The sequence below is a fragment of the Dyella sedimenti genome, from assembly GCF_022760995.1.
In the GTDB taxonomy this organism is placed as follows: Bacteria; Pseudomonadota; Gammaproteobacteria; order Xanthomonadales; family Rhodanobacteraceae; genus Dyella; species Dyella sedimenti.
Genome location: NZ_JAKWJO010000001.1, coordinates 795,593 through 812,581, shown reverse-complemented (window position 1 = coordinate 812,581; position 16,989 = coordinate 795,593). Strand labels below are relative to the sequence as shown.

Annotated in this window: 9 protein-coding genes; 4 read left to right on the top strand and 5 right to left on the bottom strand. The window is 66.8% G+C overall.

The features are described 5' to 3' along the window. Positions 1-180: 180 nt before the first annotated feature. Entirely contained in the window at positions 181-3,009 is a 2,829-nt protein-coding gene (locus MJ605_RS03705; protein WP_425600962.1) for a S8 family serine peptidase, read from the bottom strand. A 227-nt stretch (positions 3,010-3,236) separates the two neighbouring features. Between MJ605_RS03705 and MJ605_RS03700 the strand changes: the two genes are divergently transcribed. The 3 genes from MJ605_RS03700 (at position 3,237) to MJ605_RS03690 (ending at position 6,590) form a co-directional block, all read left to right on the top strand. Continuing rightward, complete coding sequence (locus MJ605_RS03700) at positions 3,237-4,421, top strand: acetyl-CoA C-acyltransferase (RefSeq protein ID WP_243039676.1); 1,185 nt, start codon at positions 3,237-3,239, stop codon at positions 4,419-4,421. Between the two features lie 150 nt (positions 4,422-4,571). After that, positions 4,572-4,838: a hypothetical protein gene (locus MJ605_RS03695; RefSeq protein ID WP_425600961.1), complete on the top strand. Its 267-nt coding sequence runs from the start codon at positions 4,572-4,574 to the stop codon at positions 4,836-4,838. A gap of 144 nt (positions 4,839-4,982) precedes the next feature. Then, complete coding sequence (locus MJ605_RS03690) at positions 4,983-6,590, top strand: carboxyl transferase domain-containing protein (protein ID WP_243039674.1); 1,608 nt, start codon at positions 4,983-4,985, stop codon at positions 6,588-6,590. Between the two features lie 19 nt (positions 6,591-6,609). On the opposite strand, the gene MJ605_RS03685 is transcribed toward MJ605_RS03690, so the two are convergent. From MJ605_RS03685 to MJ605_RS03670, 4 genes are all read right to left on the bottom strand, one after another. Beyond that, positions 6,610-8,466, bottom strand: a complete 1,857-nt coding sequence (locus MJ605_RS03685; RefSeq protein ID WP_243039668.1) for a beta-galactosidase — start codon at positions 8,464-8,466, stop codon at positions 6,610-6,612. Between the two features lie 35 nt (positions 8,467-8,501). After that, entirely contained in the window at positions 8,502-10,493 is a 1,992-nt protein-coding gene (locus MJ605_RS03680) for an enterotoxin (protein ID WP_243039667.1), read from the bottom strand. 94 nt (positions 10,494-10,587) lie between these two features. Continuing rightward, positions 10,588-12,909, bottom strand: a complete 2,322-nt coding sequence (locus MJ605_RS03675; RefSeq protein WP_243039665.1) for a beta-N-acetylhexosaminidase — start codon at positions 12,907-12,909, stop codon at positions 10,588-10,590. Positions 12,910-13,053: 144 nt separating this feature from the next. After that, positions 13,054-15,519: a TonB-dependent receptor plug domain-containing protein gene (locus MJ605_RS03670; RefSeq protein WP_243039663.1), complete on the bottom strand. Its 2,466-nt coding sequence runs from the start codon at positions 15,517-15,519 to the stop codon at positions 13,054-13,056. Positions 15,520-16,055: 536 nt separating this feature from the next. Between MJ605_RS03670 and MJ605_RS03665 the strand changes: the two genes are divergently transcribed. Next, complete coding sequence (locus MJ605_RS03665; protein WP_243039662.1) at positions 16,056-16,985, top strand: ROK family protein; 930 nt, start codon at positions 16,056-16,058, stop codon at positions 16,983-16,985. The last annotated feature ends 4 nt before the right edge of the window (positions 16,986-16,989 follow it).

Genomic DNA, 16,989 nt, shown 5'->3' with positions numbered 1-16,989 from the left:
GTCCCCGACTGACTGGACTCCGCCAGCAACTCCTTGCGAAATATTCGCACAATTTTTCGATGACGGGATCGCCGGTCCTTGCGCCCGCGAATGGAAGGGCGAGGGCTTACACGGATGCCAGGGTTTTATGGGGCACGCACAGGGTGCGCGCCTACAAAAAACGCAGTGTGCTGGCGCTGCTCAGAAGTCCAGGCGGTAGTTGAGCGTTTCCATGCGACCGCGATCGTACTGGGCCACGTATTCGTCCAGGCCCAGTGACAGGCGGGCGTGTCCGGACATCGCCCAGTCCAGGCTGAGGCCCGCCTCGCCGCCATAGCGGGACAGCCCGATGCCGCCTACCGGGGCCCACTGGTTGAGCACGGCGAAGCTGGCATCCGGCAGGGCGCCGCGCATGCTGAAGGCGCGCTGCCACAGCAGATGGCCCTGCAGGCCCAGGCGACCGCCGCCGGCCAGCGGCCAGTCCTCGCCGGCGCGCAGGCCGGCGCCGGCCTGCCAGCGCTCGATGGCTTGCGCATTGGCCTTGAGGCCGAAGCCGTCGCCACCCACTTCGTCGAAACCGTCGGTATGGATATTGGCGTACTGCAGGTTGAGATAAGGCGTGATGCGCATGCCACCCAGCGACAGCCGATAGCCGCTTTCACCATACGCGATGCCATAGCGTCCGTTGCTGTCGCTGGCCACGCCCTCCACGTCGCTGCCCAGTTCAAGGTGGCGGCGCATGTCCTCGCGATAGCTGCCGAAGCCCAGCCGTCCCATCGCGTACCATTGGTTCCGCACCAGCCCGCCGTAAAGCATGCCCTCCACCGCCCGGCTCCAGCCCTGGTCGGCGAATTCGTCCAGGCGTCCCAGGTTCTGGCTCTGGCTGACCGCGAAGCCGGCCACGCCGTCGCTGCCGACGCGGTGGTCCTGTCCCACCATCCAGCCGCTGAGGTCATAGCCCACGCTGCCGTAGCCGCTGCGGCTCAGGCTGCCGTAGTCGCCCAGCGTCTGCGTCCAGCCGCCGGCACCGGCGACATCGCCGAGTTGGTCGAAGCGGGACGACAGCGCGCGCGTGCCGGCATCCATCGCATCGAAGGTCATCGCCGCGCTGGCGGCGTGCAACTGGCCCGACAGGCTGGACAGCGACTGCTGCAAGGCACTCAGCGTGGCGGTCTGCTGCAATCGGGCCGCGCCGCTGACGAAGGAACTGGGTGTGCCGCCGTTGACCGTACCGCCTTGCGAGACCTGCGAGTTGATCTGGCTGAAGGCGCCATCGATCCGCTGCGCGGCGCCGAACGAGGCCGGCGTGTAAGTCATGCCGGTGACCGCGCTGGCTTGTACCTGGCTGACGTTCAACCAGGCATCGTTGGCGCCGTAGTTGAGCGTGGCCGTCAGCAGCACGCCCGTCGCCGTGTTGAGCGTGGAGAAGGTACCACTCAGGCCGCCTTGCGCGGTCAGCACATCGGTGTGCGAATTGACCTGGTAGCCTTGGTTCACGCCCGTCACGTAGAGGTCGCCGCCGGCAAGGCTGGCGGTGCCGGCCACCCGCAAGGCCGAGCCCAGCGATACCGCCAAACGGCCCGCGCCCTGCTGGGTGTAGTTGCCGCCCACGGTGACGTCCGCGCCGCCGGTGGCCAGCACGCCGGCGTTGGTCACGGAGCCGGCGATGGAAGGCGTCTGGCTGAGCACGCCCTGCGCGCCGATGCTGACGCTGGAGGCCAGCGATCTGGCCACCAGCATGCCGCCCTGCACCTGGGTCAGGCCGGTGTAGCTGGATGACTGGGTCAGATAGAGCGTGCCGGTGCCCTGCTTGACCAGGCCGCCGGCACCGGAGATCGGGTTGTTCCAACTGGAGCTGCCGCTGAAGCTGACGGTGACGTCGCCCCAGTTGAACTGCTCCGGGCCGTTCACCGCCTTGCCGACGTCCAGTGCGCCATAGCCATAGGTCGGGTTGGGCTGCGAGCCTCCCAGCGGGTCGGCGGTGCCCAGCAGGGTCTGCCGTACCAGGTCGTTGCTGAAATACGGGTAGGCCTGCCACACCAGCGCGGCGGCGCCGGTCACCTGCGGTGCCGCCAGCGAGGTACCCTCGACGATCCAATAGGTCGCGCTGCTGGCGCTGGTGTCGTCCTTGCCGCTGACGATCACATCGCCGGGCGCGGCCAGGCAGTAGTTCATGGCGATGCCGCACTGGTTGGAATAGCTGTCCAGTTGCGTGGGGTGGTTGCTGTCCAGCGCCACCACCGCCAGCCAGCCCTTCTCCAGGTCGGGCGCCAGGCTGGGCAGAGCCGCGATGGTGCTCGGGTTGGCCTGCGAGTCGTTGCCCGCGGCGAACACCACCAATCCGCCCCAGGTATTGACGAAAGTGTTGTAGGCATCGTGGAAGCCCTGGGTGGTGGCGGTGTCGCTGGAACTCCAGCTGATGCCGCCCCAGGAGTTGTTCATCACTCTCACGCCATTGGCGATCAGGCCGGCGTTCACCTGGCCCAGCGGCACGGCATCGCTGGCGCTTACCGGCGCCGGCGCGGTGCTGCCGTTATCGTCGGGCGCATTGTCGTCGATGATGCGCGCCGACACGATGCTTGCGCCCGGCGCGACGCCGCCGGCGAACTGGCCGAACGCGGTGCCCGCCGCGATCTCCGCCACATAGGTGCCGTGCCCGTTGACGTCGTCGATGTTGAGGTTGTTGGTGCTGGGATCGACGTAGGTCAGTTCCTTGGTCACGCGCCCCGCCAGCGCCGGATGCGTGGCCATCACGCCGGTATCGACGATGCCGATGGTGACGCCCGCGCCGGTATAGCCGGCCGTATGCGCCGCATAGGTATCGGTGAGGCTCAGCTGCGCGTCGATCGGCGGCTGCGCGACGCTCGTGGCGGGCGGCGGCGTCGAGGGCGGCGGAGGCGGCGGCGAGGTGTCGCTGGACTGCGCTGGCTTGACGTTGCCGCCACCGCCGCCGCATGCGGACAGGCCAAGCGCCAGTCCCACCAGCACCGCCGCATGGCGGTACCGCACCCCCCGCATCCCCGTACCCATAGGTCCCCACCCCTCAAAGCACATGTCCCGAACGGCGTGGCGCTGCCCCTTGCCACGGCAACGCGCGACGGCGCCCATCGTCGCACAACGAAAACGCAACTCAATGCCCGCAAGATCGCACTGCCAGCGCAACCGCCCTGGTTTGCCCCGGTCCGGCGCGGACTGCGATAATCGTCGGGCTAATGCCTGGGCACTACCTGCCCCATCAAGTACTTGCGGAGATCCCCATGTCCGACGTCAGCGTTGTTATCGCCGGTGCCAAGCGCACCGCCATTGGCTCCTTCCTCGGCCAGTTCACCGGTGTCCCTACGCCCACGCTCGGCGCCACCGCCATCCGCGCCGCGCTGGAACAGTCGGGCCTGGCGGCCACCGACGTGAGCGAGGTCATCATGGGCTGCGTGCTGCCCGCCAACCTGGGCCAGGCCCCGGCGCGGCAGGCCTCGCTGGGTGCGGGCCTGCCGCCCGCCGCCGGTTGCACCACCATCAACAAGGTGTGCGGCTCGGGCATGAAGGCGATCATGCTGGGCCATGACCTGATCAAGGCCGGCTCGGCCGCCGTGGTGGTGGCCGGCGGCATGGAGTCGATGACCAACGCGCCGCACATGGTCAACGCGCGCACCGGCATCCGCTACGGCGACGGCACCCTGGTCGACCATATGGCCTGGGACGGCCTGACCAACCCGTACGACGGCAAGGCGATGGGCGTGTTCGGCGAACTGTGCGCCGACAAGTACCACTTCACCCGCGAGGAGCAGGACGCCTTCGCCACCGCCTCGGTCGAGCGCGCCAAGGCCGCGCAGCAGTCCGGCGCCTTCGCCGGCGAGATCGTCCCGGTGACCGTGGCCAGCCGCAAGGGCGAGGTGCGGGTGGATACCGACGAGCAGCCGGGTCGCTCCGACATCGGCAAGATCCCCTCGCTCAAGCCCGCCTTCCGCAAGGAGAACGGCACCATCACCGCCGCCAGTTCCTCGAGCATCTCCGACGGCGCCGCCGCGGTGGTGCTGCTCTCGGCCGACGACGCCAAGGCCCGCGGCATCAAGCCGCTGGCACGCATCGTGGCCCACGCCACCCATTCGCAGGAACCCGAGTGGTTCACCACCGCGCCGGTCGGCGCCCTGCACAAGGTGCTGGAGAAGGCCGGCTGGAAAGTCGCCGACGTGGACCTGTTCGAGGTCAACGAGGCCTTCGCCGTGGTGGCCATGGCCGCCATGCGCGAACTGGAGATCTCCCACGACAGGATCAACGTCAACGGCGGCGCCTGCGCGCTGGGCCATCCGATCGGCGCCAGCGGCGCCCGCCTGGTGGTCACCCTGGTCAACGCACTGAAGACCCGTGGCCTCAAGCGTGGCGTGGCCTCCTTGTGCATCGGCGGCGGCGAAGCCACCGCCGTCGCGGTGGAGTGCCTGGACTGACACCCCTCCTTCACGGCGGCTGGACGTCCGGCCGCCGATGAAAGCGGGGTTAACCGGATTTGGCGTTTTACATAAATAGGTGGCGCATTTTCCGCGAAAGCGCTATTAATACGCCCGCCAAACGGCATTCCACGGCAAAGGAGATTCAACATGAAGTTCACGCGTACCCTTCTCGCCTCTGCGCTCGTCGCGCTGCTGGCGGCTTGCAGCAACGGCGCGCAGGATTCCGCGCAGGACGCCCAGAAGTCCGCTGACCAGGCTCAGCAGGCTGCTGACCAGGCTCAGAAGGCTGCTGCCGAAGCGCCGGCGGCTGCTCCGGCTTCGACCGCCGCTGCCCCGGCCGAACAGCCGGCTCCGGCTTCGACCGCCGCTGCTCCGACCGAACAGCCGGCTCCGGCCACGACCTCCGGTCACTAAGAAGTACCTTCGCGTACTTCCGAAAACCGGCCGCCTCGCGCGGCCGGTTTTTTTGTGCGCGCACGACGATGCTGCGCCGCCGATTTAGCCGGCTGGCACGCGCCGCTATCATCCGGGGTTCTCCTTGAACGGCAGTGCCAGCCCATGAGCGTCATCGTTTCGCAGATCGATCCCCGTTCCGCCGAGTTCCAGGCCAGCAGCGCACAGCTCAAGGGGCTGGTGGACGACCTGCGGCATGAACTGGCCCGCAGCGCCGAGGGCGGCGGCGAGAAGGCCCGCGACAAGCACACCGCGCGCGGCAAGCTGCTGCCGCGCGAGCGCATCCGAGCCCTGCTCGATCCGGGCTCGCCCTTCCTGGAGCTGTCGCCGCTGGCTGCCCATGGCATGTACGACGATGCCGCGCCGGCGGCCGGCATCATCACCGGCATCGGCCGCGTCAACGGCATCGAGGTGGTGGTGGTGGCCAACGACGCCACCGTCAAGGGCGGCACCTATTTTCCGATGACGGTGAAGAAGCACCTGCGCGCGCAGGAAGTGGCGCTGGAGAACCGCCTGCCCTGCCTCTACCTGGTCGATTCCGGCGGTGCCTTCCTGCCCCTGCAGGACGAGGTATTCCCGGACAAGGAGCACTTCGGCCGCATCTTCTACAACCAGGCGCGCATGTCGGCCCTGGGGATACCGCAGATCGCGGTGGTGATGGGCTCGTGCACGGCCGGCGGCGCCTACGTGCCGGCGATGAGCGACGAGACCATCATCGTGCGCGAGCAAGGCACCATCTTCCTAGGCGGACCGCCGCTGGTGAAGGCCGCCACCGGCGAGGTAGTGGACGCCGAGGCTCTGGGCGGCGCGGACGTCCATACGTCCGTCTCCGGCGTGGCCGATCACTATGCCGAGAACGATGCGCATGCGCTGTCCATCGCCCGCGACATCGTGGCCAGCCTCAACCGCATCAAGCCCATGCCACTGGCGCTGCAAGCACCCAGCGAGCCGCTCTACCCGGCCGAGGAGCTGTACGGCGTGATCCCGCAGGACACACGCCGCCCGTTCGACATCCGCGAGGTGATCGCGCGCATCGTGGACGGTTCGGCCTTCCACGAGTTCAAGGCCCGCTACGGCAAGACCCTGGTGTGCGGTTTCGCGCATATCCACGGTTACCCGGTGGGCATCGTGGCCAACAACGGCATCCTGTTCTCCGAGTCCGCGCTCAAGGGCGCGCACTTCATCGAGCTGTGCAACCAGCGCAACGTGCCGCTGGTGTTCCTGCAGAACATCACCGGCTTCATGGTCGGCAGGAAGTACGAGAACGCCGGCATCGCCAAGGACGGCGCCAAGATGGTGACCGCCGTGGCCTGCTCGCACGTACCCAAGTTCACCGTGGTGATCGGCGGCAGCTTCGGCGCCGGCAACTACGCCATGTGCGGCCGCGCCTACGGCGCGCGCTTCCTGTGGATGTGGCCGAACGCGCGCATCAGCGTGATGGGCGGCGAGCAGGCCGCCTCGGTGCTGGCCACGGTGCGCCGCGACGGCATCGAGGCCGGTGGCAAGCAATGGAGCGCAGAGGAGGAGGAAGCCTTCAAGGCGCCGATCCGCGAGCAGTACGAGCGCCAGGGCCATCCCTACTACGCCAGCGCGCGGCTGTGGGACGACGGCATCATCGACCCGGCCGACACCCGCCGCGTGCTGGGGCTGGCGATCTCCGCCTCGCTCAATGCGCCGATCGAGCCGCAGCGCTACGGCGTGTTCCGCATGTAGCGGCGCGGCATCCATTGGACTAGGTGAGGTCCAATGCGCCGCCGATCACCCCCGCCTCGGTGCGATGCAGGTCCAGCACCAGGATTTCATTCGCGCCCTTGCGCAGCCAGGCCGCCGGGCAATACAGCCGGTGCTGCGGCCCGATGCGCCAGTAGCGCCCCAGCAACTGGCGGTTGACCCAGACGTAGCCCTTGTCCCAGCCGCTCATGTCCAAATAGCAGTCGCCCACCTCGGCCAGTTCGAAGCCGGCGCGGAAGAACAGGCCGGGCCGGCTGACCGGTTGCCGCAGGGGGCGCAGGCCCGCCAGATAGTCCATCGCCAACGGCAGGCTGCAAACCTCCCAGTCCCGCACCGCCTGGCCGTCCAAACGGATGCTGCCCAGGATGCCCTTGCGGTCGGCCATGGCCGCGCCATAGCCCACGTGTCCGAAGCTGTCGACCAGGATATCGAGCACCGCCTCGTCGCCCGGCGGCAGCGCGATGGGCGCCGGGGCCTGCAGCCCCGGCTTGCGCACGCGCGACAGGTAGCCGAGGTAGCGGCCGGCGTGGCTGACGGTGGCGTAGTCGCGCACGCCCTCGACGTCCAGCGTGGCGCCGCCGCGCACGCGGCGGCGATACAGCACCATGCCATGGTCCTGCCCGAGCAACAATTCATTCGCCTGAGGCTCTTCGACATGGCGCGCCTCGGGCAGGTTTTCCCACAACGATGCCCACGGCCGCGCCTTCAACTCCGGCAGCGCGATGGTGGGCGGCGCCGGAGGCGGCTCGGGCAATTGCCTGCCCAGGTGCGCGCCGATCGCGGTGCGAAAGCGATGGTAGTCGGCCGTGGCCTCGCCGCGTTCGTTGATCGGCGCGCCATAGTCGTAGCTGGTGATCACCGGCTCGAAGTTGCCGTAGTCGTCATCGGCGTTGGCCCCGGCGCCGTAGCCGAAGTTGGTGCCGCCATGCACCACATAGAGATTGAATGAGCGCCCCTGCCCGAGCAGTTGCCGCAAGGTATCGAGATAGTCGCGATGCTGCAGCGTGGCGTCGCCCCAATGCGTCAGCCAGCCGGGATAGCCCTCGCCAATCCATACGGGTGCATCGCCGGCGATCGGCTGGGCCTGACCGAAGTCGGTATCACCATCCAGGCCGAGCGCCGCACCGGGCAAGTAGCCGCGTTGCTCGCGCAACTGGCTGAGGCCATCGGAGATCGAGAAGGGTCCGTCGATGCCGCGCTCGCGCCACATCGTGCGCAACTGCTCCAGATAGGCCAGATCATGCCCGAACGAGGCGTATTCGTTCTCGATCTGCATCATCAGGATGGGGCCGCCTCGGCTCGCCATCAGTGGCGCGATACGCGGGGCGATCGCATCCATGTAGCGTGCCACCGCCCGCATGTAACGGTCGTCGTTGCGATCGCGCACGCGGATATCCGGCTCACGCAGCAGGTACGGCGGCAATCCGCCGTAGTCCCACTCGCCGCAGATATACGGTCCCGGTCGCAGGTAGACCCACATGCCATGCGCGGCGCAGCGCTGGATAAAGCGGGTGAAATTCCGATTTCCGCTATCGAGATCGAATACCCCCGGCTCCGATTCCAGCGCATTCCACATCAGGTACAGGGCGATGGTGTTGAGGCCCATCGCCTTGGCCATCTGGATGCGATGGTCCCAGTAGTCGACCGGGATGCGGATCGGATGCATCTCGCCGCTGCGGATCTGGAACGGTTGGCCGTCCAGCAGGAACTGCCGGTGGGACAACGCGAAACGGTGCGGCCGGCCGTCGGGCCGTGCCTCGATGATGGGGCCCACGGGCGCCGTGGCGGCGATGAGCGGCTGCCCCATCGTCGCCAGCGGCATCAAGGCGGTCAGGCGTAGGAAGTCTCTGCGCTGCACGGTATCCCCTTCGGCATGAAAACGTCCGCGATGGTTCAGTGAATCGGCGTCAGCTCCAGCGTAAGCACCTCGAACGGCGCCAGCGGGACCGTGGCCTGGGTATCCGCATCCAGCTCACGCGGCACCCCGGTGCCACCGCTCCGCCACACATCGCCGACGCTGAAGCGTCGCGGCGCGCCCGCGGGCAGCTCCAGCTGCCGCTGCAGGTCGATCACGCCGATCTGCGCGTGGTCATAGGGATTGCGCAGCGTGATGAACGATTTCGCCGGCGACCATGCCGCCCATCCGTAGACGTCCAGGCGCATCGGATCACCGCCGATCCAGTGCGTGTCGCGCAGCACGTCGGCATTCGCGCGCGACCACCGGGCCGCCTCGGCCAACATGTCCCAATCCCGCGGACTCAACAGGGATGGAGTGATGTACATCTCCTGCAGCTGCGTGCCGGTGGCGAAGTACGAGTGCACTTCGTTAGGGAAATCATGGCCCGGGTCGGTGTTGAGCCGCTGGTTCATCTGCGCATAGATGATGCCGTGGAGCATCAGGGAGTTGAGCGGGAACAGCGGTCCCTTCTGCACGATGTTGTGGTAGGTCTGCGCGTCGCGATAGGTGATCCAGCGCTCGCGGTTGCTGCCCACGCCCGCCAGGTAGTCGTCCTCGCCGCCGCGCCAGATGGAGTCGGCGTAACGCAGCCAGAAGGGCGAGGCCCAGGTACCGGTGGTCAGGTTGATGAAGACCGAGGGCTTGTCGGCGCGTATGTCCTTGATCAACTCGATCGCCGCGGCAAAGTCACTGTCGAAACGGCTGCCGGGAAACACGCTGTCGACGTTGCCGGTACCGTCGAACTTGAACTGGTTGATGCCGTTCGTGTCGAGCAGGCTCATGACCACGTCGTGGAAGCGCTGGTAGTACTTCGGCCCCGACAGCGCGAAGCCGTGGTTGATGATTTCATAGCCCGCCGCGCCGCCATGGCTGACCCGCTCCTGCTTCGGCTTCTCGTAGCCGCCCCATGGCGACAACCAGATGCCCGGCGCCGCGCCATATTTCGCCGCAGCCTCCTTCAGCGGTACGAAGCCCTGCGGAAAGTCCTTGCTGAAATGCCAGCTGCCCGAACGATCGTCCCAACCATCGTCGAACAGGAAGGAGTCCAGTTTCACGCCGCGCTTGACGCTCAGCTCCTCGCCGAAGGCATGAATGCGGTCAAGGGCCTGTTCCTGCGTGTAGGGCGTGAGATAGCCGATGTCGTACCACGAGTTGTAATGCAGGAAGGGACGATAGGGGTGCGCGCGCTCCCGCTCGATATAGGTCGCGAAATCGCGCCGCAGCTGCCCATCGCGAACGGTGCCGACCACCGCGGAATATTCGATCGACTGCCCCTTGCGCAATGGCAGGCTGCGCTCGATGGACAGCTTCACGCGCGAGCCGTGCACCTCGCTTTCGGACAACGGATTCTCGAAGCCGAGGTAGTAGTTGCCGGAAACGACGGGCGATCCCTTCACGTCGCCATAGATCGTGGCGCCGATGGCATCATGGGTATCGAGCAACCGCACTTCCGCGATCGGCTCATCCTGTTTCAGCGCGGTGATCGTGACGCGTTCGCGCAGATAGGCCGAACCGTCACGCTGTTGCAGCTGCCAGTCGATGCGGAAACGCCCCTCGGCATCGCGGAAGCTGGCCGTGGCCTCTTCCCCCGCGAAGTGCTCCGCCAGGCGCGAGGCGGTGGCGTCGGCCGTCAGGTCACGCTTGCCGGGCATGCCGAGTAGCGCCATGTCCGCTGGCGTGATCGTCTTGCCGTCGGCAAGCACGAGCGCGAACGGCGCCAGGATGCCGAGTCGCGCGCCGCCCGCATGGTCGGTGAAGGCGAGGCCTGCCAGATGGCCATCGGCCATATCCCACGAGGCGGAGATCACCCCGTTGCCAAGGCTCGCTGTTCCCTTGCCGAGCGTCAGCACAGCGGCGTTGGATCGGTCGGCATCCGCGCCACTCGCCGACGCCACCATGCCGGCAGCCAGGCCAAACGTGACGGCCACCGAAGCAAGTGTGGACCGGACTCGCGCACGCCGCTTGTATGCGCCGCAAAGGGAAGAACCTATATGCATGGGGAAATCTCGTCTGTCCGATGAATCAATGCGTTGCCGGCACGGCCGCCGCCACCAATGAAACCCGATCCAACACGTACAGCGGGCCGTCGGTGGGCGTGGCGTAGATCAGGCATAGCGCGTGTTCGCCGTGCTGCGGCTTGGGCAAGGCCGCTTGCAGCGAGAACTGGCGTGCGCTGCGGGTCGGATCCGGCAGCGGCAGCATGGCCAGCACCGGGCCGTCGCAACCATTTCCATGCACCACCAGTTCGCCGAAAGGCGTGCTGTTCGGATGCGGCACCGCATGGCGGGTTTCATACGTCAACAGGAAATTGTTTTCCAGGCGCACGGCACGTACATGGATAGCCGCCACGCCATCCATCCGCGTGGCCGGAAGCTGCTGGCAATGATCGTACAGGTTCACCACGTAGACCGGTTGCGTCGAGACCGCATCGGGCATCGGTTGCTCGCGCTGGCGGAAATCGCTGCCGGGGCAGTTGACCAGTTCATCGCCGCTGAAGCTCAGCAGGCTGGCTCGGTCCAGCACGCGCCGACTCGGCGCGGCGAGCGCACTGCCATCGGCGGCAAAGGTGGCGGCACGCACGGTGGTCGGAAGCTTGACCACGAAAGGCGCGCGGTACAGTGGCGCACGCAGGTCCGGCGCGCTGCCATCCAGGGTGTAGTGGATGGCGCCATAACCGGCCTGGTCGGACAGGCTCACCTGTGCGCTGCCGCTGGCCAGCGCCTGGTTGCGGTCGATGTCGATGTCCGCCACGAACGCGCTGTCGGCATAGCCGATGCCCTGGGTGCGGTAGCGCGCGAGTTGCGCCATCAGCCGGTCGAGGAACCCCGGCCATCGGCGCGACGCGGCAGGCGACCAGACCACCTCGCTGAACGCGGCCAGCCGCGGGAACGCCGCATGCTCCACGTGCGCCATCGAGTTGACAATCTCGGTCCATACATTCGCCTGTGCGCCCAGCACGTGCCGGGCCTGCGCCGCGTCGAGCGCCTTGGGTACCGGCTCGTAGTCGTACACGCTCTTGAGGCTCGTCGCCGGCAGACGGCCGGCATAGGTATCGTCATGCTCGCTTTGCACGTAATCGAAATACAGCCGCTGCGACGGCGACAGCACCGTGTCGTGGCCGGCCCTGGCGGCAGCCACGGCGCCGTCGATACCGCGCCAGGACATCACGGTGGCGTCGGTGGGCACGTTATCGCCTTCGAGGATCTCATCCCAACCAACCAGCCTGCGTCCGTGCACGGCGAGATAGCTGCCGATACGGCCGATGAACCAGCCTTGCAGCGCATCCTCGTCCTTGATGCCCAGGGCACGCATCCTCGCCTGCACCGCCGGCGAGTTCTTCCACTGCGCCTTGGCCGCCTCGTCGCCGCCCACGTGGATATACGTCGACGGGAACAACGCCATCACCTCATCGAGCACGTTGTCGATGAACTGGAAGGTCGCATCGTCTACGTTGTAGAGCCAGGGGTGGACGCCCCAGTCCACCGACACCGACGGGCGCTGGCCGGTGACGCCGACCTGTGGATAGGCGGCGATCGCCGCCATCGCATGGCCCGGCATGTCGATCTCCGGCACGATGGTGATGTGCCGCGCCGCGGCGAACGCGACCACCTGGCGAATCTGCGCCTGCGTGTAGAAACCGCCGTAGCGCAACGGCTCGCCATCGTGCCCGGCATCGGGCGGCGTGCGCCATGCGCCGATGCGGGTAAGTTCGGGGTAGCGCTTGATCTCGATGCGCCAGCCCTGGTCGTCGGTCAGATGCCAGTGGAATATGTTGAGCTTGTGCTGGGCCATCTGGTCGAGCAGGCCTTCGACCTCGTCCACCGACTGGAAATGCCGCGCCGAATCCAGCATCAGGCCACGCCAGCGGAAGCGTGGCCAGTCGCGGATGCGCAACGCCGGCACGCGTACGGCCCCGCGCTGCGCATCGGGCGTCAGCCATTGCCAGAGCGTGATCGCGCCGTAGAACAGGCCCGCGTCGTCGCGGGCGACGACGCGGATGCCCTGCGGCGTGACGTCCAGCGCATAACCTTCCGGCTCCGCCACCGGCGCCTGCGGATCGCGCTGCAGGACGATGGCATGCGCCGCGCCAGCCGCCGGGGCCACGCGCAAGGACAGGCCACGCGTGCGGGAAAGCAGCCCGGCCAGGTAATCGGCCGTCTGCCGGGTCGAGGCGTCATGGTCGCCGACGGCGATAAGCGTGCCGGCATCCACCTCGAAACCGCCATCGGCGTATTCGATCTGCGCCGGCAACGGAATCAGCGGAGGCACGGAAGGCGATTGGGCCAGCGCCACGGTGGCCAGTCCGCAGAAGGACAGGAAGGCGAGAAAGCGTGCGATGCTCATGGCGCGTACCGTCGGCAGGAAAAGAAAGCGGTGGCCCGATCGAACCGCCCATGAGCCGTCCGGCAGGATGTCGGCAAGCCGCATTCTTGCATTCTTCGGGTCATTGGGCCTTCCATGGCCCACAACGTTTCTTTCGATGTTCCGTCAGAACTGGTAGCACACGCGCGCGTAGTAGTACCCGCCGTCCCAGCCCATCTGCGAGTTCAAGAGGTCGTACTGCTGGCCGCCCACCGCCACGATGTACGGGATCTTGGTCGGGTAGCGGTCGAACGCGTTGTTGGCGCCGACCGCCAGTTGCAGGCCCTTGGTGACGTTGTAGTCGACCTCGAAGTCGGTGGTGTACATCGGCTTGTTGTACATGTTGTAGAAGTTCGAGATCGAATACGCATCCGGGCCGGACGAATACGAGAGCTTGTCGCTGGTGGAGCCCCAGCGGTTTTCGCGCAGGGTCACGCTCCATTTGCCCGCGTGCCACGTGGGGCCGAAGATCACGCGGTTGTGGGGCGTGGACGAGGTCAGGTAGCTGATCTGCTGCAGGCTCAGCTGCGGCTCGCCTGCCGCGTTGAGCCCCACGTGCGTGACGCGGGTGTTGTTGATGTTCGCCGACAGGTTCCAGTCCACCTTGCCCCAGGCGTTGTAGTCGGCATGGTAGACGCTGGTGATGTCGACGCCCCGGGTACGCGTGTCGGCGCCGTTGGTGAAGTACCACACGCTGACGTTGTTGGCCGGTATGCCGGGCACGGAAATCCCGGAGGCGGCCAGGGCGTCGAGCGCGACCTGCCCCGATTCGGAGCCGCCGGAGACGATGCGATGGCGGATATTGATCTGGTAGGCATCCGCCGTGATGTTCCAGTTGTCCAGCGGGTTCAGCACCAAGCCGAGGTTGAGGTTGGTCGATTCCTCCGGCTTCAGCGGCTGGGCGCCGAGCGCCTGGGCGGCCGGCGAATTGGGCGCCAGCTGGCCGGTGGCGCTGGACGGGTTCACGCCGAGCGTGGAGAAATGCTCCTCGGCCAGCGACGGCGCGTGGAAGCCGGTGCTGGCGCTGGCGCGCAGGGCGATCCGCGGCGTGAAGTCGTAGCGGGTGGAGAGCTTGGCGTTGCTGGTGCCGCCGAAATCGCTGTAGTGCTCGTAGCGGCCGGACAGGTCGGCCTGCCACTTCTCCGTGATGTGCGTGGCGAAGTCGACGTAGGCGCCGAGCACGTTGCGTTCCCACGAACCGGAATTGAGCGGGTTGAAGCCCAGCTCTGACGAGGAACCGCCGTACTGGTACGAATCCTCGTCGCCCGGCTGGATCTGGTAGGTCTCTCGGCGCTGCTCGAAGCCGAAGGAGAAGTTCAGCGGCTGGGCGAACGCCGACAGCTGGAACGGCCGCGTGAAATCGAGATTGGTCGTCAGCTGCGTATTGCTGACCGCGCCCAGGTCGAAGCTGGTCGGCGAGTCCGCGATCGACGCATTGATCGAGTGCAGCAGCCCGAGGTTGTTCCGGTCGCCGCCGTAGGTGATGCCCAGGTCGACGTCCCAGCCGTGGAAATCGCTGTCCTTCACGCCGCCCGTGATCGAGTAGTCGTTCTCATGGTCGGTGAAGGTGGGCGTGAAGCCGTTCGGATAGACCGAGGGCGCCACGTAGGGCGGGCGATAGTTCTCGTAGCCTTCGGCCTCGCGATGGCCGAAGGTGCCGAAGGCATAAGCCTCGACGTCGTTGCTGAAATCGTAGCCGGCGTTGAAGCCCACCAGCTGGCGCGTGCTGGCCGTATCGCCCGTGGTCAGGTTCTTGTAGGCCGGCCCGACCGGGAATGTCGGGCTGTAGCCGTGCGCCGCGATGTACGCCGCCGCGTCGCCGTGGCCGTAGGCGCCGTCCGCGTAGTCGGGACCGGTGCGGATCGTGTGGTTGACGCGATCGTATTCGGCGCTCAGGTCCAGGAAGCCGTTCTGGCCCAGCGTCGTCGCGATGCTGGCGGTCTCGGTGCTGCGGAAGCCGTCGCCCTGGTAGGTCTGCCCGTTGGTACTCGACACCGCGCCGCCGCTGGTGTTGTCCTTGAGGATGATGTTGATGACGCCGGCGATCGCATCCGAGCCATACTGGGCCGCCGCGCCGTCGCGCAGCACTTCGATATGGTCGATCAGGTCGGTGGGGATCATGTCCAGATCCACGCCGGTCGAGCCCTGGTCCAGGCCGCCGTCCTCGATCATGTTGGCCGAGCCGTGGCGGCGCTTGCCGTTGACCAGCACGAGCACGTGGTCGGGGCTGAGGCCATCCATCTGCAGCGCATCGGTGAGTTCCGCGTTGTCGGAACCGAAGGAGGTGCGGGTGATCGACGGCTGGAGCGTGATGAGCGCGTCGCGCAGGTTGACCTGGCCGGTGGACTGCAAGGTCTGCGCGTTGATCACGGTCACCGGGGTCGCGCTCTTGCCGACCGTGGTCTGCACACGCGAGCCCGTTACCACGACCGCGTCGAGATCCGTTGTATTGGCCTTGCTGGGCACCGCCGGGGCCTGCGATGGCGTGGCGGGACTGCTCGCCTGATCCGCCGATGCGCTCTGTGCCCAGGCCGCCCCTGTTACCTGGGCCAGCGCCAAAGCTATAGCCGACGCAATGAATGAACGCTTCATACAGCTTTTCATCGTTGAACTTCCTCCCCGGTGTTGTCGGTTTTATTCGACTTGTGCTGTCCGAAAGCCAAGTCAGTTCGGCTGGTCAGCCGCTAGGTCGTGTAACGTCCCATCCCTGATGCCGCGCCGCTCGATGACCCGGCGCACCTGGCCCAGCCATCCCACAACCCGACCTCCCCGGCCGGACAACATGGGTCCAAGCGTTGTGTCGAAGACCGCCCTCGGCTTGACGGGCACCATCCAGGCTTGACGTTCGACACCATTCGATCCTTCGTATTGTTACGTTTTCTATCATTGCGTAAAGAACCTGTCAACAATTGCGAGAGTGGCAATTTTTTTTGCCGTTGCTAGACTTCGTATTCTTTCGTTAGTACCGGAGCCATCGTGCCGGCCCATCTCCACGCCAGCCCACCCCGCGCGCGCCTTTCCAGCGCTGCAAGAAGCCATGCGCGCGATCGCACTTCCCTCCTGACGCCCATGCGGATGCCAACACATCGATCGACCAGACCCGGCAGGTTCCAGGGCAGCCACAGGCCATGAGCAAGGCACGCCACTACTACGGCTTCGACATCGGCGGCACCAAGATCGAACTGGCCTGCTACGACGACGAACTGCGCCTCGTACGCCAATGGCGAATCCCCACGCCGACCCGCGACCTGGGGCAGTTCCAGGATGCGGTGGTCTCGCTGGTCCACCAGGCCGATGCGCATGTCGGCGGGCAAGGCCATATCGGCATCGGCTTGCCGGGCATCGCCGATCCCGTCACCGGCTGCCATCTCAGCGCCAATGTGCCCGCACTGACGAACCAGAACCTGTCCGCCCTGCTGATCGAACGCCTGCAGCGCCCCATCGCGATCGGCAACGATTGCCAGTGCTTCGCGCTCTCCGAGGCGAACGGCGGCGCCGCCGCGGAGGCGCCCACGATGTTCGGGCTTATCCTCGGCACGGGCATGGGCGGCGGCTATTGCGTGGGGCAGCGCCTGATCCGCGGATCGAACGGCATCCTGGGCGACGTGGGCCACGTCCCGGTGCCGGCGGTGACGCTGGAACGCTATCGGCTGCCGGTGCTGGATTGTCCCTGCGGCCTGCGCGGCTGCATCGAGCGATATGCCTCAGGCAGCGGCATCAGCGCCATCCATGCCCATTTCACCGGGCAGCAACTCGATGCCGTGCAGATCGTCGGCCTGGCCCGCGACGGCGACACGGCAGCCCGCTACAGCCTGGACGTGCATGTCGCGGTACTCGCCCACGGCATCGCCACGCTCGTCCTGCACCTGGACCCGCACGCCATCGTGCTTGGCGGCGGCCTGTCCAAACTCGATGAGCTCTATACCCGCTTGCCGCCGCTCATCGCCACGCATCTTTTCGCTGGCCCACGGCCGCCGCCGATCCTTCGCCCGCTGTTCGGCGATGCCAGCGGCACCCGCGGCGCGGCGATCCTGGCCCAGCAAAGTCATCGAGGTTAGTGCC

Bases quoted from the DNA above. Each gene is read 5' to 3' on its own strand.
- MJ605_RS03705 (WP_425600962.1), bottom strand. From the start codon at position 3,009: ATGGGTACGGGGATGCGGGGGGTGCGGTACCGCCATGCGGCGGTGCTG.
- MJ605_RS03700 (WP_243039676.1), top strand. From the start codon at position 3,237: ATGTCCGACGTCAGCGTTGTTATCGCCGGTGCCAAGCGCACCGCCATT.
- MJ605_RS03695 (WP_425600961.1), top strand. From the start codon at position 4,572: ATGAAGTTCACGCGTACCCTTCTCGCCTCTGCGCTCGTCGCGCTGCTG.
- MJ605_RS03690 (WP_243039674.1), top strand. From the start codon at position 4,983: ATGAGCGTCATCGTTTCGCAGATCGATCCCCGTTCCGCCGAGTTCCAG.
- MJ605_RS03675 (WP_243039665.1), bottom strand. From the start codon at position 12,909: ATGAGCATCGCACGCTTTCTCGCCTTCCTGTCCTTCTGCGGACTGGCC.
- MJ605_RS03670 (WP_243039663.1), bottom strand. From the start codon at position 15,519: ATGAAGCGTTCATTCATTGCGTCGGCTATAGCTTTGGCGCTGGCCCAG.
- MJ605_RS03665 (WP_243039662.1), top strand. From the start codon at position 16,056: ATGAGCAAGGCACGCCACTACTACGGCTTCGACATCGGCGGCACCAAG.